The sequence below is a fragment of the Aeromonas sp. 600276 genome (genome assembly GCF_049175815.1).
In the GTDB taxonomy this organism is placed as follows: Bacteria; Pseudomonadota; Gammaproteobacteria; order Enterobacterales; family Aeromonadaceae; genus Aeromonas; species Aeromonas dhakensis.
In genome coordinates this window covers 1-19,654 of record NZ_JAAKVU010000010.1, presented here as the reverse complement: position 1 = coordinate 19,654, position 19,654 = coordinate 1, and the positions used below count along the sequence as shown (strand labels likewise).

Below are 19,654 nucleotides of genomic sequence, written 5' to 3'. Positions count from 1 at the left end.
TCCTTGTGAAATAAAAGGTTAAACGACGAAGTGGTCATTTAATCAACGCTGATTGAGTAAAATTGAGCCAGCCGCTGATTAATTGAGAACGGCCCGATATGGATAAATTCAGCGGCGTCAAGCCATTAACATGCGACACACAGAAATCGCAAACCGCACACAAGTGAAAGATTAATTTTTCATGTTGTTCACATCCCCCCCCGGTGAAATAGAATGCTGCGTTTTTCTTACCACTTTAGCCTTGCGAAGATGAGGACATTGCATGAGACCTTTTGATGTAAAGAGGGGCTTGGGCGCTTTGCTGTTGCTCGCGACTGCCGGCTTGCTGAGCGGCTGCGACATGGCGCTGATGAGCCCCAAGGGGCAAGTTGGTCTGGAGCAGAAGTCACTGATATTGACCGCACTCGGCTTGATGCTGATCGTGGTGGTGCCCGTGATCGTGATGGCAGTGGCGTTCGCTTACAAATACCGAGCGTCCAACACCAATGCCACCTATGCGCCTGACTGGGCCCACTCCAACAAGATTGAAGCGGTCGTCTGGACCGTACCCGTCATCATTATCGCCATCCTGGCGGTGATTACCTGGAAAACGTCCCACTCTCTGGATCCCTACAAACCATTGGAATCCGAGGTGAAACCGATCCAGGTCGATGTCATCTCCCTTGACTGGAAATGGTTGTTTGTCTATCCGGAGCTGGGTATCGCCTCGGTCAACGAGCTGGCATTCCCGGTCAACACCCCGGTCAATTTCCGGGTGACCTCCGACACCGTGATGAACTCCTTCTTCATTCCCCAGCTGGGCGGCCAGATCTACGCCATGGCGGGCATGCAGACCAAGCTGCACCTGATTGCCAACGAGGCAGGCCAGTACAAGGGCATCTCGGGTGGCTACAGCGGCGCCGGTTTCTCCGGCATGAAGTTCAACGCCATCGCCACGCAGGATCAGGCCGGTTTCGACGCCTGGGTCGCCAAGGTGAAAGCCTCTTCCAAGGCGCTCAACACCATGGATGAGTTCAATGCCCTGGCCAAGAAGAGCGAAAACCACCCGGTGGAGTACTTCGCCAGCGCCGATCCCAAGCTGTTCGTCAACATCATCAACAAGTTCATGGGCGACATGAAGCACGGCGAGCACGCCGCCATGCAGCACGGCGAAGCGCAGGCCGCGATGCCGCATGATGCCTCCATGAGCCACGAAGGCATGGAGCATGACGCCTCCATGAGCCATGAAGGCATGGAGCACGGCGACGCCATGCACCATGAGGCCCAGGGCGAGCAGATGGACCACGCCGGTCACATGCCGGCCGACAAGACTGTGAAAGCGGGTACTAACTGATGTTTGGAAAATTAACTCTCGATGCCATTCCGTACCATGAACCCATCATCATGGTCACGATCGCCGGCATCATTCTGGGTGGGCTGGGTATCGCCGGTCTCATCACCTATTTCGGCAAGTGGCAATATCTGTGGAAAGAGTGGCTGACCTCGGTCGACCACAAACGCCTCGGTATCATGTATCTCATACTCGGCATGGTCATGCTGCTGCGCGGCTTCGCCGATGCGGTGATGATGCGTACCCAGCAGGTCATGGCCTCGGCCGGGGGCGAGGGCATACTGCCACCGCACCACTACGACCAGATCTTCACCGCCCACGGCGTCATCATGATCTTCTTCGTGGCCATGCCGCTGGTGATCGGTCTGATGAACATAGTGGTGCCGCTGCAGATCGGTGCCCGTGACGTCGCCTTCCCCTTCCTCAACAACCTGAGCTTCTGGTTCACCGCCGCGGCCGTGGTGCTGATCAACGTCTCCCTCGGGGTCGGTGAATTCGCCCAGACCGGCTGGCTGGCCTATCCGCCCTTGTCGGGGCTGGAGTTCAGTCCGGGGGTCGGGGTCGATTACTGGATCTGGAGTCTGCAGATCTCGGGTCTGGGGACCTTGCTGACCGGCGTGAACTTCTTCGCCACCATCATCAAGATGCGCGCCCCTGGCATGACCATGATGCGCTTGCCGGTGTTCACCTGGACCGCCCTGTGCGCCAACGTGCTGATCATCGCCTCCTTCCCGATCCTGACCGTCACCATCGCCCTGCTGACCGCAGACCGCTACCTGGGTACCCATTTCTTTACCAATGACATGGGTGGCAACATGATGATGTACATCAACCTGATCTGGGCCTGGGGTCACCCCGAGGTGTACATCCTGGTACTGCCGGTGTTCGGGATCTTCTCCGAAGTGGTGGCGACCTTCTGCAAGAAGAAGCTGTTCGGTTACACCTCCCTGGTGTGGGCGACCATCGCCATTACCGTGCTCTCCTTCATCGTCTGGCTGCACCACTTCTTCACCATGGGCTCCGGCGCCAACGTGAATGCCTTCTTCGGCATCACCACCATGATCATCTCCATCCCGACCGGGGTGAAGATCTTCAACTGGCTGTTCACCATGTACCGCGGTCGCATCGAGTTCACCTCACCCATGCTGTGGACCGTCGGCTTCATCATCACCTTTACCGTGGGTGGCATGACCGGGGTACTGCTCTCCGTGCCGGCCGCCAACTTCGTGCTGCACAACAGCCTGTTCCTGATCGCCCACTTCCACAACGTCATCATCGGCGGCGTGGTGTTCGGCTGCTTCGCCGGTATAACCTACTGGTTCCCGAAAGCGTTCGGCTTCAAGCTGGATGACGTCTGGGGCAAGCGCGCCTTCTGGTGCTGGATCACCGGCTTCTTCGTCGCCTTCATGCCGCTCTACGTGCTGGGCTTCATGGGCATGACCCGTCGTGTCAGCCAGAACATCGATCCCGAGTTCCACGGCTGGCTGGTGGTGGCTGCCTGCGGCGCCGGCCTGATTGCGCTGGGCGTACTGTGCCAGGTGATCCAGATCGTGGTCAGCATCCGCGACCGCGAGAAGAACCGCGACCTGACCGGCGATCCCTGGGGTGGCCGTACCCTGGAGTGGTCCACTTCCTCGCCGCCCCCCTTCTACAACTTCGCCATCGAGCCGAAGATCAAAGGGCTGGATGCGTTCTGGGAAGCCAAGCAGGACGGTTCTGCCTATCAGCAGCCCAAGCACTATGACCCGATCCACATGCCGAAAAACTCCGGAGCCGGCGTCATCATCGCCGCCTTCAGCACCCTGTTCGGCTTTGCCATGATCTGGCACATCTGGTGGATGGCCATCGCCGGCTTCGTCGGCATGATCGCCACCTGGATCATCCACAGCTTCAATGACGACGTGGACTACTACGTGCAGGTTGACGAGATCGAGCGGATCGAGCGTCAGCATTTTGAAAATCTCAACAAGGTGGCTTAATTCCATGGCGACTGACGTTCTACATCACACTCACGGTGCCCATGAGGATGGGCACCATGATGCCGGCGCCAACAAGGTATTCGGCTTCTGGATCTACCTGATGAGTGACTGCATCCTGTTCGCGACCCTGTTCGCGACCTATGCGGTCCTGGTCAACGGCACCGCCGGCGGCCCGAGCGGCAAGGACATCTTCGAACTGCCGTTCGTGTTTGCCGAAACCATGCTGCTGCTGCTGAGCTCCATCACCTTTGGCTTTGGCATGCTGGCCATGAACAAGAACAAGGTGGCGGCGGTCAATACCTGGCTGTTCATCACCTTCCTGTTCGGTGCCGGCTTTATCGCGATGGAGATCTACGAGTTCCATCACCTGATTGCCGAGGGCTACGGTCCGGATCGCAGTGGCTTCCTCTCCGCCTTCTTCACCCTGGTGGGTACCCACGGTATCCACGTGACCAGCGGTCTTGTCTGGATCATCGTGATGATGGTGCTGGTAGCCAAGAAGGGGCTGACCGATCGCAACCGTACCCGTCTGATGTGCCTGAGCCTGTTCTGGCACTTCCTCGACGTGGTGTGGATCTGCGTCTTCACCGTGGTCTATCTGATGGGGGTCATGTAATGAGTCATTCCGTTGACAATCACGGCGCCAGCCACGGCAGCGCCAAGAGTTACCTGATCGGCTTCGTGCTGTCCCTGATCCTGACCGCAGTGCCGTTCTGGATGGTGATGGACGGTTCTGCCTCCCACACTACCGTGCTGGCCACCGTGGTCGGCATGGCGGTAGTGCAGATCTTCGTGCACCTGGTCTACTTCCTGCACATGAACACCTCGTCCGAGGAGCGCTGGAACCTGGTGGCACTGATCTTTACCGTGCTCATCATCGCCATCGTGGTCGTGGGTTCCCTGTGGATCATGTACAACCTCAACATCAACATGATGGTTCACTGAGCAGGTTGGCAATGATGATGAAGCAATACCTGCAAGTGACCAAGCCGGGCATCATCTTCGGTAACCTCATCTCGGTTATCGGAGGGTTCCTGCTGGCCTCCAAGGGGAGCCTGGATGTGCCCCTCTTCATCCTGACCATGGCTGGTGTATCACTGGTGGTCGCCTCCGGTTGCGTGTTCAACAACTACATCGACCGGGACATCGACTGCATCATGGAGCGCACCAAGAACCGTGCTCTGGTGAAGGGTCTGATCGCCCCCGGCGTATCGCTCTGGTACGCGAGCGCCCTCGGCATTGCGGGCATTGCACTGCTCTACTTTGCGGCCAATCCGTTGGCCGCCTTGCTGGCAGTGCTGGGCTTCATTGTCTATGTGGGGGTCTACAGCCTCTACATGAAGCGTCACTCGGTCTACGGCACTCTGGTCGGCAGCCTCTCCGGCGCCGCGCCGCCGGTCATCGGCTACTGCGCGGTGAGCGGTCAGTTCGACTCGGGGGCGCTGATCCTGCTGGCGATCTTCAGCCTGTGGCAGATGCCGCACTCCTATGCGATCGCCATCTTCCGCTTCAAGGATTACCAGGCGGCCAACATCCCGGTACTGCCGGTGGTGAAGGGGATCCCGGTGGCCAAGCTGCACATCACCCTCTACATCCTGGCCTTTATGGTGCCGACCCTGATGCTGTTCCTCGGCGGTTATGCCGGTTACAAGTATCTGGTGGTGGCCACCGCGGTCAGCGTCTGGTGGCTGGGGATGGCGCTGTCTGGCTACAAGGCGGCGGTGGATGACTCCCTCTGGGCGCGCAAGCTGTTCATGTTCTCCATCGTCACCATTACCTGCCTGAGCGTGATGATGTCGGTGGACTTCCAGCCGGAGGCAGAGCCTGCGGTGCTGGTGAGTATGCTGCCCTGATAGTGTGACTTGCCCCCCTAAAATGCATGAAATCCAGAGCCGGGAACCTTCCCGGCTCTGTTATTATGGGGCCGCCCCGTCGGGCACTTTTCCCTTGTGTCGGGTGTGGCAAGCCCAGTGTCGGCCACTCCTTGAGTCTTCCTTTTTCCTGACCTATCGAGGCCATCATGAATGATTTCACCATGACGAGGGGCGAGCGCCGTGCCACCTGGGCGCTCGGCTCCGTCTTCTCGTTGCGCATGCTCGGCATGTTTATGGTGCTGCCGGTGCTGACCACCTACGGCATGTCGCTGGCTGGCGCCTCCGAGGCGCTGATTGGCCTGGCCATCGGCATCTACGGCATGACCCAGGCGCTGTTCCAGATCCCGTTCGGTCTGCTCTCCGACAAGGTGGGCCGCAAGCCCCTCATCGTCGGCGGCCTGCTGATGTTTGCCCTTGGCAGCGTGATCGCGGCGCTGACCCACTCCATCTGGGGCGTGATCCTCGGCCGTGCCCTGCAGGGTAGCGGCGCCATCTCCGCCGCCGTGATGGCGCTCTTGTCGGATCTCACCCGCGAGCAGAACCGCACCAAGGCGATGGCCTTCATCGGGGTGAGCTTTGGCATCACCTTCGCCATCGCCATGGTGACCGGCCCCCTCATCACCCATGCGCTGGGGCTCAGTGGTCTCTTCTGGCTGATCGCCCTGCTGGCGCTGGCGGGTATCGCCGTCACCCTCTGGCTGGTGCCGACCCCGAGCGGCCACCTGCTCAATCGCGAGTCCGGCATGGTGAAGGGGGGGATGCGCACCGTGTTGACCAACCCGCGCCTGCTCAAGCTCAACTTCGGCATCCTCTGCGTGCACACCCTGCTGATGTCGAGCTTCGTGGCGCTACCACCGTTGCTGGAGCGCGCCGGCCTGCCCCGCGACAGCCAGTGGCAGGCTTATCTGGTCACCATGCTGATCGCCTTCGTCAGCGTGGTGCCGTTCATCATCTATGCCGAGAAACGCAGAAAAATGAAGCGGGTGTTCCAGATCTGCGTGCTGGTGATGCTCATCGCCGAGCTGGTGCTCTGGCAAAGCGGCCTGCAGCTGTGGGGCCTGCTCGCCGGGCTGCAGATCTTCTTCATCGGTTTCAACGTGATGGAGGCGCTGCTGCCTTCTCTTATCAGCAAGGAGTCGCCCCCCGGCTACAAGGGCACCGCCATGGGGATCTACTCCACCAGCCAGTTCATCGGGGTGGCCATCGGCGGCAGCCTCGGCGGCCTGCTCTACAGCCTGGGGGGCGGCGCCCTGGTGTTTGGCGGCTGCGCCGCGCTGGCGCTGGTCTGGCTCGGGGTCAGCCTCACCATGGCCGAGCCCCCCTATGTGAGCAGCCTGCGCATCGTGCTGCCGGAAGGGGTGGAGGCCGACGCGGCGCTCGAGCAGAAGATCCGCGCCTGCGAGGGGGTGAGCGACGTGCTGCTGGCCGCCTCGGAGCGCTCCGTCTATGTGAAGGTGGACAGCAAACGCCTGAGCCGGCGCGATCTGGAGTCGCTGGTCGCCGCCTGAGGACGCCGACCAGCATGAAAAAGCCCGCCAATCCGGCGGGCTTTTTATTGGGCTGTGCTCAGCTGGGCCGTATTCAGCTGGATTGTGCCCAGCTGTGCTTGGTAGGGCTGGGCTCAGTCGGCCAGGCAGCGCTGCTCGGCGGGCAGGCTCGCGCCATCTCCCAGCAGCAGGGTGCTGAGGGCCGCCCGGGCGCAGCGGGAGCTGTTTAGCTGACCATGCTGGTTGCTCTGCGTCACCTGCACCATTCGCGCGGCGCTGCCAAAGGCGGCCTGCATCTGGCGGGCGCCGGTGAAGGGGGTATTGGGATCGTATTCGGCGCCGAGCACCAGGGCCCTGGCATCATCCGGCAGCTTTATCTCGCCGGCGCCGTAGCTGGTGATGGGCTGGCGCGGATAAGGCCAGTCGGCGCAGGTGTTGAAGCTTTTGGCCAGCAGCAGGGCACCGGCCCCCTGGAAGGCGGCATCTTCCGGATCCAGCCCCTGCCAGCCATAGGGCTCGCTGTTGTCGGTGCAGTGGATGGCGCTGAAGAAGGGCATCTCCTGCAGTTCCTGATAGGGGTTGTCATCGTCCTGCCCGGCGAGGCGGGCCAGCAGGGGGCCGGCGTCGTCCTGCTGCCAGAAAGTGAGCTGATCGTCGCGCTGGCTGCCGCTGATGGCATCGCCCAGCACCGCCACCCAGCTGGCGCGGTCGAGCACATTGCCCTGATTGTCCACATAGCGGCCGTTGTCGCGCACCTGGCGGGTCACCGCCATGCTGCGCTGCAGCGCCTGATCCCCGAAGCGCCAGGCCAGGATGCGGTTGGCATTCTCGCCATCGCGGCGAAAGATGGCCGGGTAGCGGCTCTCGGCGGGAGACATCGGCGAGTCGACCACCAGATTGGCCACGTGGCTCGGGTAGCGGGCGGCATAGAGGGCCGCCAGGCGAGTGCCGTAGGAGAAGGTGATGGGGGTGATCCGCTCGCGCCCCAGGTGCTGGCGCAGGCGCTCCATGTCCTCGACCACGGCCCGCGAGCCCAGGTGCGGCGCATGTAGCCGCAACGGCTCGTCGCAGCGCTCCAAGAGGGCCGTGCTGAAGGCCTTGCCCTGATCCGCCCTGCTCTGGAGCGCCGGCAGGGCGCCCTTGTCCCGGCTGGCGAACAGCTGGGCGAGCTGCGCCGGGGTCATGTCCGGCCGCACGCCTTGCTTGTCGGTCAGCAGGCAGCTGCGCAGTTCGTGGCCGAGGGCGCTGTAACCGGCCCCGCGGGGATCCAGGGTGACGATGTCGTAGTGCTCAAGGATGGCGGGATTGGCGCTGCGCAGCATGTCGAGCAGGAGGCCAAGATCCGGGGTGGCCGAGGTGGGGCCGCCCGGGTTGTAGAACAGGGTGCCGCGATAGTCGCCGCTGGCGCGATAGTGCAGATAGAAGATATCCAGGGTGTCGCCCTTGACCGTGCGGGTCTCCTGTTTGACATGGGGTCGGACGGGCTTGTCCGACCAGGAGGAGAAGCGGGGGCTGTTGTCGGCGAAGAGGGAACTGCCGGCGCGTGCAGCGGAGCGCTTCTCCCACTTGGTCTCCTTGATCTGGACCCACTCCTTGTCGTAATCGAGCGGCACCGTCAGGTAGTGGCAACTGACCTGACTGGCGGGAATGGCGATGCCGTCCTCCTGCCAGCCCTGGCGCAGCTGTTGGCAGACCTGGCCGGCGTCATAGCCGGCGCGAATATGGCGAGCCTGGAAGGGCTCCTCTTTCTTTTCCAGATTGCAGCCTGCCAGCAATGCCGGTGCCAGCAGGGTCATGAGCAGCGAGTATTTCATTGTCTATTTCCATTTATCTAGCCTGAACCCCGAAATAGTACGGGGAGGGGCCGACCGGATGGCAGCCGGAAGTTGTATAGAAATATTGCAAGGTGTGTCGATTTACATATTTCTGGTGATATCTGGTGGTCTCATTGATCTATTTGAAAATAATGACCGGCAACGCGCACCGTTATTTTATGCGGGATCAATAACGGCGGCGCAACCGGTCGGTGCAGGGGGAGGTCCTGGCGTTACGCGGACGCGCGCCAGAACGGCTTGTCCCCCAGCACGGTGGCCCGGTGCATCACTCGTCGGGCCGGCAGATAGTCGGCGTTGGCGTAATGCTGGGTGACCCGGTTGTCCCAGATGGCGATGTCGTGCTCCCGCCAGCGCCAGCGAACCTGATACTCGGGCTTGGTGACATGGCGAAACAGGAAGGCGAGCAGCGCTTCGCTCTCTTGCGCCGGCAAATCGGGCAGGCGGGTGGTGAAGCCCTCATTGACGAACAGTGCCTGCCGGCCGCTCAAGGGGTGGGTGCGGATGACAGGGTGGCGCAGCGGCGGGTGACGGGCCGCCGCCTCCTGCCAGCGCTGGTACTCGGCCGGGCTGGCGCTGTGGCGATGGGCCGGGAACGACTTGGTGAAGTCGTGCTCGGCTTCCAGCCCTGCCAGCAACTGCTGCAGGCGGGGGGAGAGCCCCTCGAAGGCGGCGATGCCGCTGGCCCACAGGGTATCGCCCCCCACCGGCGGCAGCTGCTTGGCGGCCAGAATTGCCAGGGCCGGCGGCGTCTCGATGAAGGTGACGTCGGTGTGCCAGTTGTCGTTGTCCGGCGGGTTGTCGTCGTGGGTGTCGAGCACGATGATCTCCTCGGCCTCCGGCGCGTGGGGATAGACAGGGTGAATGTGCAGATCGCCGAAGCGGTTGGCCAGCGCCCGCTGCTGGCGGGGATTGATGGGCTGATCCCGAAAGAACAGCACCTGATGGGTCAGCAGGGCCTGCTGCAACTGCGCGAACTGACCCTCATCGAGCGGCCCTGCCAGGCTGAGGCCGCTGATCTCGGCGCCGATGTGGGGGCCAAGGGGGGTGATATGCAGGGAATTGCTCATAGTCCTTCTCCATGCCACGGCGTCAGGCGACGCTGCAGCGCACGTAAACCAAGTTCCAGAGTGAAGGCGATCAGGGCGATCACCAGAATGCCCGCCAGCACCACGTCGGTGGCGAGAAACTCGCCGGCGGCTTGTACCATAAAGCCCACGCCGCGGGTGGCGGCGATGAGCTCGGCTGCCACCAGGGTGGACCAGCCGACCCCGAGCCCGATGCGCAGCCCGGTGAGCATGTCCGGCAGGGCGCCGGGCACGATGACGTACCAGAGCACCTGCCAGCGGTTGGCGCCGAGCGCCCGGGCGGCCCGCAGACGCACCTGCCTGGCGCCCTGCACCCCGGCCAGAGTGGCCATGGCGACCGGCGCGAAGATGGCCAGATAGATGAGCAGCACCTTGGAGGTTTCGCCGATGCCAAACCAGATCACCATCAGCGGCAGGTAGGCAAGGGGCGGCACCGGCCGGTAGAGCTCGATCAGCGGGTCAAGCATGCCGCGCAGGGTGGGGCTGAGCCCCATGGCGAGACCCACCGTCACACCGCACAGGGTGGCGGCCGCGAGGGCGATGAGGATGCGCTGCAAACTGGCGGCGAGGTGCTGCCAGAGGGTGGCGTCCATGAAGCCTTGCGGCCCGGCGAGGGTGACAAGCTGTTGCAGCACCTGGGCGGGTGGCGGCAGGAACAGCGGGTTTATCAGCCCGAGCCGGGCCACCAGCCACCAGAGCGCCAGGAGGGCACAGAGGGTCAGCAGGCTTATCCCAAGCCGGCGCGGCAGCGGCCAGCGCAGGCGTATCCGGCGGGCAGGGTCGAGCGGACGGGAGAGGGTGAGGCTCATGCAAACACCTCCCGCTCGGCAAAGACCCGCTCCAGCACGTACTCGCGCTGCGCGATGAAGGCGGGATCCGACTTGATGCTGCGGCAGGGCTCGCCAGCGGCGAAGCGGCGGCCGAAGTCCAGGGTCAGCCGCTCCATGACTCGCCCCGGCGCCGGGGAGAGCAGCACCAGTTCGGTGGCCATGAACACCGCCTCCTCGATGTCGTGGGTGATGAGCAGCACCTGCCGGCGCTGCTCGTGCCACAGGCGCAGCAGCAGGGTCTGCATCTGCTCGCGGGTAAAGGCGTCGAGGGCGCCGAAGGGCTCGTCGAGCAGCAGCAGTTGCGGCTGGGTGGCCAGCGCCCGGGCGATGCCGACCCGCTGGCGTTGACCGCCGGAGAGCTGCCAGACCGGCTTGGCCTGGGCCTCCTCCAGCCCCACCTTGCTCAGCATGGCCAGCGCGCTGGCCTCGCGTTCGCGGCGCGGCACGCCGGCCAGCTGCAGCCCGAAGGCGACGTTGTCCAGCACGTTGCGCCAGGGCAGCAGCCCCTCGTGCTGAAAGACCACCCCTCGCTCGGCGCCGGGGCCGCGCACCGGCCGCCCCTGCAGGCTGATGGTGCCCTGCTGGGCGCTCTGAAAACCGGCGATGAGGTTGAGCAGGGTGGTTTTGCCGCAGCCGGAGGGGCCGAGCACCACCATCAGCTCGCCCGCATCCAGGGTCAGGTTGATGTTGTCGAGGACTCTGCGTCCGGCGTAATCGGCGCAAAGGTGGGTGAGCTGCAGCATGCATGCCTCCTTGTTTTGCGGGGTTAGCGGGCGTGAGCCTTGACGAAGCGGTCGGTCACGTAGTCGCGATAATCGTTGCCGGCGCTCTGTACCTTGCCTTGCTCCTTGAGAAAGCGGCTGGTGTCCACCAGGGTCTGGTTCACCAGCTCCCCCAGTTCGGCGCCCTGCTGGCTGGCGCTCAGGTAGCTGTTGCCCCTGACCAGCGCGGGCACGTCGCTGGCCGGCACGCCGCTCAGTTTGGCCAGCTTGGCGAGGTTGTCCGGCTTGGCGAGCCAGCCGTCGGGGTTGGCCAGGTAGTCGCGCTGGGCCGCCAGGGTGCTGTCGACGAAGGCCTGTACCAGTTCGGGATGGGCCTTGGCGAACGCCTTGCGTACCACCCAGACATCTAGGGTGGGGGCGCCCCACTCGCCCACCTGGGCCGAGTCGGTCAGTACCTTGCCGTCCTTGGTCAGCTCGTTGAGGGCCGGCGCCCAGACATAGGCGCCATCGATGTCACCCCGCTGCCAGGCGGCGATGATGGCCGGCGGCTGCAAGTTGACGATCTGCAGGCTGGCCGGATCCACTCCCCAGTGCCGCAGCGCGGCCAGCAGGCTGTAGTGGGTGGTGGAGGTAAAAGGCACGGCGATGCGCTTGCCGGCCAGGGCTGCGGGGGAGGTGAGCCCGGGCTTGACCACCAGCGCTTCCGAGTTGCCGAGCTGGGAGGCGAGCAGGAACACCTCGATGGGCACCTGCTGGTTGACGGCCACCGCCAGCGGGCTGGAGCCAATGTTGCCGATCTGCACGTCGCCGGAGGCGAGCGCCCGCACCACGCTGGCGCCGCTGTCAAACTTGAGCCACTTCACCGTGGCGCCGCTGCTGCGGGCAAAGGTGTCGTCGGCCTGGGCCACCTTGGCCGGTTCGGCAGAGGTCTGGTAGGCCACAGTAACGTCCACGGCCCTGGCTTGCAGGCTGAGCAGGGTGAGCGCCGCCAGCCAGAGGGAATGTCCTTTTCCTGTCATGATATTGCTCCATCGGGGGAATGAAGGGGCAGTTTTCCCATTTATCGGGGCGCTGAGGAAAGACCGAAAATATATGGCTGATGAAATATGATTCTTAGAAAAAGAACGGCAATAAAATCCGTTTATTCATATATCTCAATATGGCAAGTCGATATTTGATGGCTGGCAATGGGTGTTGAAAAAATGCTGAAAATATCGGCAAGACTATTCATATATGGCAATGCTTGCCCATTTATTGAATATCGAACCGGTTTGGCTTGTTGGGCGGATAAAATAAAACCCGCCGGTTGGGCGGGTTGGTATGGGGCAGGGGATGCCGCTGAGGCAAGACGCGCGTTGGCAACGGGCCGGGCGAGCGCGGCGTGCCTGAACTCAGCGCTCCAGCAGGGGGGCGGAGCGGTAGCTCCAGAGCCCGTAGGTGCGCAGGGCGTCGCGGTAGATGCCGAGCAGCTCGCTGTCGCTCACCTTGGCAAGTTCGGAGAGTGGCTTGTCGGGGTAGCTGACGCTGTCTATCCGGATCCCGGCCGGCCCGCTCTGCCAGCAGGCGATCTCAAGCAATGTCTGGCCCCGGCGCACATGGCTGGCGGAGCTCACCAGAGTGGCGTACTCGATCTGATGGCGGGCGAGGGCATAGCCGCTGTAGAGGGCGTTCTCCACCGTGCTGGTGGCGTAGTTCTCCTCGATGATGCGGGAGCGATCTATCCCCTTTTTCACCAGCCAGTCGGCCATCAGCTTGCCCTCGGTCTGACGGTTCTGGGGCACGCCGCCGGTCAGGATGATGAGGGCCGCCGGGTTGGCCTTGGCCAGCGCCCGGGTGGTTTCCAGCCGGCCCAGCAGGATGTCGTGCATGGAGCCGTCGGGATTGAGGGCATAACCCAGGGTGACGATGGCCCGGTTGCCCGGCTTGGGTGAGCGCTCACCCTGCTCCTTGAGCGGGGTGGCGACGACGCGATCGACCGTGTCGAAGATGCGCTGCAGATCGGCCGCCCGGCCGGGGTTGAGGGTTGCCAGCTTGCTCTGATACTCCTTGGCGGCGGTCTCGTTGTGCTTGAAGGTCTGCCAGGTGGCGAGGTAGGTCAGCAGGTCGATGTCATCGGGCGCGGTGCTGAGGGCCTGCTCGAACAGACCGATGGCCTTGTCCACGTTGCCGTTGTAGATCTGGGCGTTGGCCGCCGAGATGAGCAAGTCGGTGCGATAGGGCTCGAGCTGGTAGGCCTCTAGCAGCAGCTCGGTCACCTGCTCCATGTTGCTCGGCATCTTGGCGGTGAAGCCGGCGGTGGAGATGCGGGCGGGGGATTTGAAGATCTGCCAGGCGTCCGCCAGCAGCTGATCCACCACCTGGCGCTTGCTGATGTACTGGTCGTAATTCTGCTCCTTTTGCAGGGAGCGTACCGGGGCAGCCCAGGCTTCGGAAGGGAGCACGGCAGGCAGTGTCAGCAGGCCGGCCAGCGTCAGGGCAATCGCGGTTCTTTTCATCATGATGGCGTTCCACCGAAGGTTGATGGCTCCAGGCCATTCCAGGACCATGGGGCTTTTTCAATAAAAACATAAACTTGGTGATTGGTCAGTGTACCGCGTTGGGGCGTGAAAAAACGTGAACCGCTTCGGTTATCCGGGGAAGGGGGCGGTGTTTGCCCTATTCGGGGGGAGCGAGGTGTGGTTGTCCTGTGAAGTGGCTCAGTTGTGGCGCAATCCTGCCGCGTTTTCGGCGAAAGGGACCTTGGCCGTGAAAAAGTTGACGGTGCCAATCGTTTTACCGCTTTTTCTGTGACGGCGATCACTGTACCATCGCCGCCCGACCTGCCACCTGGCGCGCGGCTCCCTGCGTTCTGGTTGGCGTCACCCGATACTCGCTGTCACCCGGAACGTGAATGACCCCAGGATGGGACCCGCCACTAACCTGTAGGTTTGTGGTCTGCGTGTCGCGGGGTCGGCACCTCTCCCGCCCGCTCCCTGCGATGCCTGTCTGCAGACTTGCCGTATGAAACTTCTCTCTTCATAGGTGCAAGATGACGCTGTTATTGAGTCTGGTCGGTATGCTGGCCCTGATGTTTATCGCCTGGCTGGCCAGTGAAAACCGCCGTGCCATCCGCTGGCGGACCGTGCTGGGGGCGCTCGCCCTGCAAACCGGCTTTGCCGCCCTGGTGCTCTACTTCCCCCCCGGTCAAATCATGCTCGGCGCCATGAGCAACGGCGTCTCCGCCCTGCTCGGCTTTGCCGACAGCGGCATCCGCTTCGTGTTTGGCGATCTGGCCAGCAACGGCTTCATCTTCGCCGTGCGGGTGCTGCCGCTGGTGATCTTCATCAGCGCGCTGATCGCCGTGCTCTATCACTTCGGCATCATGCAGTGGGTGATCCGGGTGCTGGGGGGCGGCATTCACCGCCTGCTCGGCACCAGCCGCGCCGAATCCCTGGTGGCCACCGGCAACATCTTCCTCTCCCAGGGTGAATCGCCGCTGCTGATCCGCCCCTTCCTGGCGGGCATGACCCGCTCCGAGCTGTTTGCGGTGATGACCTGTGGCATGGCCTCAGTGGCTGGCTCTGTGCTCGGTGGCTACGCAGGGCTGGGTGTGGATCTGAAATACCTGATCGCCGCCTCCTTTATGGCGGCGCCGGGGGGCCTCTTGATGGCCAAGCTGCTGGTGCCTGAGCAGCAGCAGGTGAACGATCAGGCCGAGATCACCCTCGACAAGAGCGACTACAGCAATGCCATCGACGCCTTGGCGGGTGGCGCCATGAGCGGCATGAAGATCGCGGTGGCCATCGGTACTATCCTGCTGGCCTTTGTCAGCGTGATCACCATGATCAACGCCGGTCTCACCACGGTGGGCGAGTGGTTCGGCTGGGCTGATCTCTCCCTGCAGCAGCTGCTGGGTTACCTGTTTGCCCCGGTGGCCTGGCTTATCGGCGTGCCGGCCAGCGAGATGATGGCGGCAGGGTCACTCATCGGCCAGAAGGTGATCATGAACGAGTTCGTCGCCTACCTGGACTTTGCCAACATCAAGCAGGATCTGAGCGCCCACACCCAGATCATCATCACCTTCGCCCTCTGTGGTTTTGCCAACCTGGGCTCCATTGCGGTGCAGCTCGGCTCCATCGGCACCATGGCGCCGGAGCGCCGCCACGACGTGGCGAGCCTCGGCTTCAAGGCGGTGCTGGCCGCGACCCTGGCCAACCTGATGAGCGCCACCCTGGCGGGGCTGTTCGCTTCCCTCGGCTAAGCGACCCTTGCCTCCATGCACACCCCGTCTCGCCACTGGCGCGGCGGGGTGTCGTTCATCTGGCGCCAGCCACTGACGCCTCGGCACGGCGTGGGCTCGACAGGGGCGGGCGCAGGCGGTAGCGTGATGACGCACGGCCAGTCCGCGCCCGTTCAGGCATTCATATAACAAGGAATCACACCATGACCCGTCTCTCTCGCGCATTGGCGCTCTCCCTGCTGCTGGTCGGCGCCGCGCCGGCGTTTGCCGCCGCCACCTATACCTCTGATCTGCTGCTGTCGGCGGACTTCAAGGCCACCTGGGCCAAGGCGACCCAGGGCATCAAGAACCTGCCCAAGTGGGTGCGCAGCGGCAACGGCACCAGCTCCCCGCTCGAAGCCGTGGCCGGCACCCCCTATCAGAGCGGTTCGGTCTGCAAACCTCACGACTGCGCCAGCCACTACATGCAGCTGCTGGTGGATGCCAAGGCCAAACGGGTGTGGGGCGTGCTGATCGACCTGCCGGATAGCGATGCCGCCCGCGAAACCCCGTCCAAGTTCGCCCGCTACACCTGGCTCGGCCAGCCGGACAAGGGGATGCAGGCCGCCCTGATGAAGCAGGTTGAAGCCGACCCCAACTGGCAGTAAGCCTCGAAAAGCAAAAACCTCTGCCCGGGCAGAGGTTTTTTTATGGCGAAGAGGTGATGGGGCAGGGCGTTAGCGGCTCAGGATCCGCACCGAGCGGATGCGATTGTTGAAGTCGGTTGCCTCCTGATCGCCGCCCTTGCGGGTGTAGTAGCCACCGCGAAAATCGGTCTCCTCGAAGAAACGCACCACCCAGCCAGCCGGCACGGTGAAGGAGGAGATGCGGTTGGCAAAGCCGTAGCGGCCGAGATCCGCAATATCCCGGTCGATGCGCAGGGCGTCGCCGCTCTGGTGGGCGCCGTCAAACACCAACAGGGTGCTGGCGTCGTCCCCTTCGTCCAATCGGGTTGTCAGGCAGCTCGCCTTGGCAGGTTCGCAAAACAGGCTGTTGTTGCCTTGGCCCTGCTGGCAGCGGCGGCTCACCTTCTGGCGCGCCAGCCATTCGCTGCGCCCCGCATCGGCATAGACGCTGTTGAAGGGGGTCAGGGTACAGATGTGGATACGCCCGCCACCCTGGCTCTGGCCGTTCACCACGATCTGGGGATTGATAAGGATATCGGCGCGGGCCGCTGTGCTCAGGGTCAACAGCGCCAGCAGGACAAACAGCTTGTTCATGGATGAGATCATGCCAGTTCAAGGGGCGGCAAGGATTGCCGAGACGCAGGCCCGATGCAAGTGGGGGCGGCGCCCGCTGCGACACTCTTTGCCCGCCATCGACACAAAGATGCAGGGCCCAAAGCAGAACACCGGCGCAAGGCCGGTGTTCTGAACAGCATGGCGGCGGGCCCGGCGGGGCGCGCGGTCAGGGCGGCTTAGGCGTAGAAGGCCTCAACGGTGCCCTTGACGGTGATCAGCATGGGGTTGCCATAGCGATCCTTGGCCTTGGGGGAGGGGATCTTCACCCAACCTTCGCTGATGCAGTACTCCTCGACATTGGTGCGCTCCTTGCCGTTCACGCGAATGCCGATCTCGTGCTGGAAGCACTCTGCCACATGGTGCGGGCTGCGCGGGTTGGCCGCCAGACGGTCGGGCAGGGCAGGTTTGTTGTCGCTCATTTTATTTACCTGAGTGTGATAAAAAGTGGGTCATTGTAGGCAATGCCCGTCATGGGCTCAAGGCTGGGTTACGTCCCATGGGGGTGGGCAAGGTTTGGCTATAGCTGCAGTTCGGGCAACAGCCCCGCCTGCTCCTGAAAATGGTGGCAACGGCGCTCAACGTCATCTTTATAGCGTGCCAGATAATCCAGCTCGGCGGGATGGTCTGTCTCGACCATGGCTATAGCGGCATCCAAATGGTGGAGGATGTCGCTGGCTATCTTCTGCAAGGTCTGTTGCAGTAGGCGTTCGGGCAGGTCACATGCCTCGGCCATTTCCAGCAACTGCCATGCGTTGATCGCCTCGGGAGCAAATTCGTCGCCTATGGCCATGGCCAGATGCTGGTTGAACTCGGGGTAAAGCCCCACATTGACCAGATCGTACCAAGGGGTGGGCGTCAGCCCTGCTTTTGATACGAAGAAGCTGTAGTTCTTGCCGTGGGCATCGTGATTGTTGACGCAGAGGTTGAAGAGCAGCCATTGCAGCATGTCCAGTCTGGCCTGCGCTGGATTGACGCAGAGAGCGCTAAGGCTGAACAGCCGTGGTAGGCTCACCCCTTCCCGAATATGGGCCACGTCCCGACCATCACCGAAGTTGCGTTCATATTTTCGGGCGACGGGGAACCCCAGCCCCTGACAGGCATCGATCATGTGGCGACGGCGGACCCTCATGCCATCCTCATCAAGACGACGGTCGAACCGTTCCACCAGCAAGCTTCTGTGGGACTTCTCACCCTGACCCACAGTATGCAGTTCGACCCGCGCCACCGGCATGCTAAGCTGTGCGGCCAGCTGCATGGTTACAAATTCATTGATCACCAGATGAGGGTGATGCTCGAACTTGAGGAGGTGGGTTGAACAGAGTTCACCTTCGCCAAATCCTAGCCTCCCCTCGAGTCGCAGCAGGTTGAGTTTGGCCTGCACACCCGCAACCGAGAGTCGGGGGCGGCCATCCCAGACTTCCAGTGGCCAAATCTCGGGTTGATCGAGGCGCAGCATCAACTCCTCTGGTGTGATGGGGCGAAACCGGGTGGGAATGTCGGGCTCTGCGGGTAGGGTGAAGGTGACAGCCCCGGATACATCGCGGCCGATACCGTGGATCAGGGCAAAGAGATTGCTGCGCGAAACGGAGAGTACCTCAATCAGATGATCCAGCCCGCGATTTTCTGGCAGTAAGTTGCCGAGATACGCCCGGATCTGAGCGCTGCTGGCCGAGCCATCCAACGCCAGTGGCGGTGAGAGTGGGAATCCGCGCGCTTGCCACTCTGGCAGATAGCCGAGCTGAAACGAATCCCGGTTGGAGTCATATTCGAGATGGCCGATCAGCTGATTACCCAGCCGAAGTTCCAGCCGATGGTGCTCAGAACCATTCATCATCACCGACCTCTGGTTGGCTGTAGCTGCTCATTACCTGTGATCCCGCTTCTTGCACCAGTTGCAACCTCAGTCCCAGCGCCTTCATCACCTGCAGCAGGGTCGAGAGGTAGACATCCCCCCCTTTTTCAATCTTGATCAGGGTTTTCTTGGAGATGCCGCACAGTGAGGCCGTCACCTCTTGGGTCATCTTGGCTGCTTTGCGTCTCTCCCGTATCGCCAGTCCCAGCGAGGCGGGATCCAGTTCTTTCGTGCCGGTTGGCAACGGTGTATCTGTCATCATGATCACGGAAAAAGTGTAGGTTGTTACACCTTAGCTCATGGTAAGAGCAAACAGCAACAAAAAGTGTACGATGGTGCACTTTTTATAGTCTCAGCGTTGTTTTCGATAAAAAAGTGTAGAAGTGTTCACCTTTTAGAACAGAAAAGGTGGTTAGGGAGGGTCTGGGAGATGATAGAGGGGCCGGGAGGATGTTGTGTGCAGAGCCGCATTGCACTTCACCTTCACTTCACCGAGCGGGGGTAGGGTAGGCTTACGTCTTCAGTTGGAGCTTTATTCTATGCCCACCATGGTCACTCACGCTGCCGTTCCTCTCTGCCTTGGACTCGGGCTGGGCAGCCGGATCATTCCGCCGCGTCTGCTGCTGGCGGGGGTTGCCATCGCCATGCTGCCCGATGCAGATGTGCTCGCCTTCAAACTGGGGGTTGCCTACGGCCATGTCTTTGGTCACCGCGGCTTTACCCACTCCCTGCTGTTCGCCTTTGTCCTGCCTACCCTGGCCATGCTGTTTCACCGCCAATTTCGGGCCAGCGCTGCTACCGTCTGGTCGTTTCTGCTGGTTTCTCTGCTCTCCCACAGCCTGCTCGATTCCCTCACCACCGGCGGCAAAGGGGTGGGCTGGCTCTGGCCGTGGCGTGACGAGCGTTTCTTTGCCCCCTGGCAGGTGATCCGGGTCGCCCCCTTCAAGCTGGAGGCCTATTTCACCGCCCGAGGTGAGGCGGTGATCCTCTCCGAACTCTACTGGGTCTGGCTGCCGGGGGTTGTATTGATGCTGGGATTGATGGGATGGCGGGTGTGGGGATGGGGAGATAGGTATTAATTGTTATGTATGGAGATGGTATTCACCTGACAGTTGCCCACAAAAGGGAGTGGTCATACGGCTTCAAACCGGATAACAAAAC

19 protein-coding genes are annotated in these 19,654 nt (G+C 62.3%); 9 read left to right on the top strand and 10 right to left on the bottom strand.

Annotated features, from left to right (window positions below; all coding sequences use genetic code 11):
• The first annotated feature begins 262 nt into the window (after positions 1-262).
• From cyoA to G5134_RS11545, 6 genes are all read left to right on the top strand, one after another.
• Entirely contained in the window at positions 263-1,333 is a 1,071-nt protein-coding gene (gene cyoA, locus G5134_RS11570) for a cytochrome o ubiquinol oxidase subunit II (protein WP_082038360.1), read from the top strand.
• Positions 1,333-3,309: a cytochrome o ubiquinol oxidase subunit I gene (cyoB, locus tag G5134_RS11565; RefSeq protein WP_005302935.1), complete on the top strand. Its 1,977-nt coding sequence runs from the start codon at positions 1,333-1,335 to the stop codon at positions 3,307-3,309. The genes cyoA and cyoB overlap by 1 nt, the downstream gene beginning before the upstream one ends.
• Before the next feature lie 4 nt (positions 3,310-3,313).
• Positions 3,314-3,925, top strand: coding sequence for a cytochrome o ubiquinol oxidase subunit III (locus tag G5134_RS11560; protein ID WP_005302934.1), 612 nt, complete (start codon positions 3,314-3,316; stop codon positions 3,923-3,925).
• Positions 3,925-4,254: a cytochrome o ubiquinol oxidase subunit IV gene (locus tag G5134_RS11555; protein ID WP_005302933.1), complete on the top strand. Its 330-nt coding sequence runs from the start codon at positions 3,925-3,927 to the stop codon at positions 4,252-4,254. The genes G5134_RS11560 and G5134_RS11555 overlap by 1 nt, the downstream gene beginning before the upstream one ends.
• Before the next feature lie 11 nt (positions 4,255-4,265).
• Positions 4,266-5,162: a heme o synthase gene (gene cyoE / locus G5134_RS11550; protein ID WP_095592355.1), complete on the top strand. Its 897-nt coding sequence runs from the start codon at positions 4,266-4,268 to the stop codon at positions 5,160-5,162.
• 167 nt (positions 5,163-5,329) lie between these two features.
• The gene (locus G5134_RS11545; RefSeq protein WP_017783241.1) at positions 5,330-6,691 is read left to right on the top strand and encodes an MFS transporter; all 1,362 of its coding nucleotides are present in this window, start codon (positions 5,330-5,332) and stop codon (positions 6,689-6,691) included.
• A 113-nt stretch (positions 6,692-6,804) separates the two neighbouring features.
• On the opposite strand, the gene G5134_RS11540 is transcribed toward G5134_RS11545, so the two are convergent.
• From G5134_RS11540 to G5134_RS11515, 6 genes are all read right to left on the bottom strand, one after another.
• A complete protein-coding gene (locus G5134_RS11540; protein WP_421232017.1) occupies positions 6,805-8,484 on the bottom strand; it encodes an alpha/beta hydrolase in 1,680 nt (559 codons plus the stop codon).
• A 233-nt stretch (positions 8,485-8,717) separates the two neighbouring features.
• On the bottom strand, positions 8,718-9,572 hold the full coding sequence (gene tauD / locus G5134_RS11535; RefSeq protein ID WP_065016961.1) for a taurine dioxygenase: 855 nt from the start codon (positions 9,570-9,572) through the stop codon (positions 8,718-8,720).
• The gene (gene tauC / locus G5134_RS11530) at positions 9,569-10,399 is read right to left on the bottom strand and encodes a taurine ABC transporter permease TauC (RefSeq protein ID WP_065016962.1); all 831 of its coding nucleotides are present in this window, start codon (positions 10,397-10,399) and stop codon (positions 9,569-9,571) included. The genes tauD and tauC overlap by 4 nt, the downstream gene beginning before the upstream one ends.
• Positions 10,396-11,163 carry a taurine ABC transporter ATP-binding subunit gene (gene tauB, locus G5134_RS11525; protein ID WP_065016963.1) on the bottom strand — a complete coding sequence of 256 codons (768 nt, stop codon included), beginning with the start codon at positions 11,161-11,163 and terminating at the stop codon, positions 10,396-10,398. The genes tauC and tauB overlap by 4 nt, the downstream gene beginning before the upstream one ends.
• A gap of 23 nt (positions 11,164-11,186) precedes the next feature.
• Positions 11,187-12,161: a taurine ABC transporter substrate-binding protein gene (gene tauA / locus G5134_RS11520; RefSeq protein ID WP_065016964.1), complete on the bottom strand. Its 975-nt coding sequence runs from the start codon at positions 12,159-12,161 to the stop codon at positions 11,187-11,189.
• Between the two features lie 372 nt (positions 12,162-12,533).
• Positions 12,534-13,688 (bottom strand): ElyC/SanA/YdcF family protein, encoded by a 1,155-nt coding sequence (locus G5134_RS11515; RefSeq protein ID WP_197495579.1) that lies wholly within the window; start codon positions 13,686-13,688, stop codon positions 12,534-12,536.
• 482 nt (positions 13,689-14,170) lie between these two features.
• On the opposite strand from G5134_RS11515, the gene G5134_RS11510 reads away from it, so the two are divergent.
• Both G5134_RS11510 and G5134_RS11505 read left to right on the top strand, forming a co-directional pair.
• Positions 14,171-15,382: a NupC/NupG family nucleoside CNT transporter gene (locus G5134_RS11510; protein WP_017765670.1), complete on the top strand. Its 1,212-nt coding sequence runs from the start codon at positions 14,171-14,173 to the stop codon at positions 15,380-15,382.
• Positions 15,383-15,564: 182 nt separating this feature from the next.
• Complete coding sequence (locus tag G5134_RS11505) at positions 15,565-16,008, top strand: inhibitor of vertebrate lysozyme family protein (RefSeq protein ID WP_017765669.1); 444 nt, start codon at positions 15,565-15,567, stop codon at positions 16,006-16,008.
• 69 nt (positions 16,009-16,077) lie between these two features.
• On the opposite strand, the gene G5134_RS11500 is transcribed toward G5134_RS11505, so the two are convergent.
• The 4 genes from G5134_RS11500 to G5134_RS11485 all read right to left on the bottom strand — a co-directional run bounded on the left by G5134_RS11500 (position 16,078) and on the right by G5134_RS11485 (position 18,752).
• Entirely contained in the window at positions 16,078-16,620 is a 543-nt protein-coding gene (locus G5134_RS11500) for a beta/gamma crystallin-related protein (protein WP_065016966.1), read from the bottom strand.
• 197 nt (positions 16,621-16,817) lie between these two features.
• Entirely contained in the window at positions 16,818-17,060 is a 243-nt protein-coding gene (locus G5134_RS11495) for a DUF3297 family protein (RefSeq protein WP_005302916.1), read from the bottom strand.
• A gap of 98 nt (positions 17,061-17,158) precedes the next feature.
• On the bottom strand, positions 17,159-18,475 hold the full coding sequence (locus G5134_RS11490; protein ID WP_017765666.1) for a HipA domain-containing protein: 1,317 nt from the start codon (positions 18,473-18,475) through the stop codon (positions 17,159-17,161).
• Positions 18,459-18,752: a helix-turn-helix domain-containing protein gene (locus tag G5134_RS11485; protein ID WP_041202615.1), complete on the bottom strand. Its 294-nt coding sequence runs from the start codon at positions 18,750-18,752 to the stop codon at positions 18,459-18,461. The genes G5134_RS11490 and G5134_RS11485 overlap by 17 nt, the downstream gene beginning before the upstream one ends.
• 280 nt (positions 18,753-19,032) lie before the next feature.
• Here G5134_RS11485 and G5134_RS11480 point away from each other — a divergent pair, with 280 nt between their 5' ends.
• The gene (locus G5134_RS11480; protein WP_279972039.1) at positions 19,033-19,572 is read left to right on the top strand and encodes a metal-dependent hydrolase; all 540 of its coding nucleotides are present in this window, start codon (positions 19,033-19,035) and stop codon (positions 19,570-19,572) included.
• Positions 19,573-19,654: the final 82 nt, after the last annotated feature.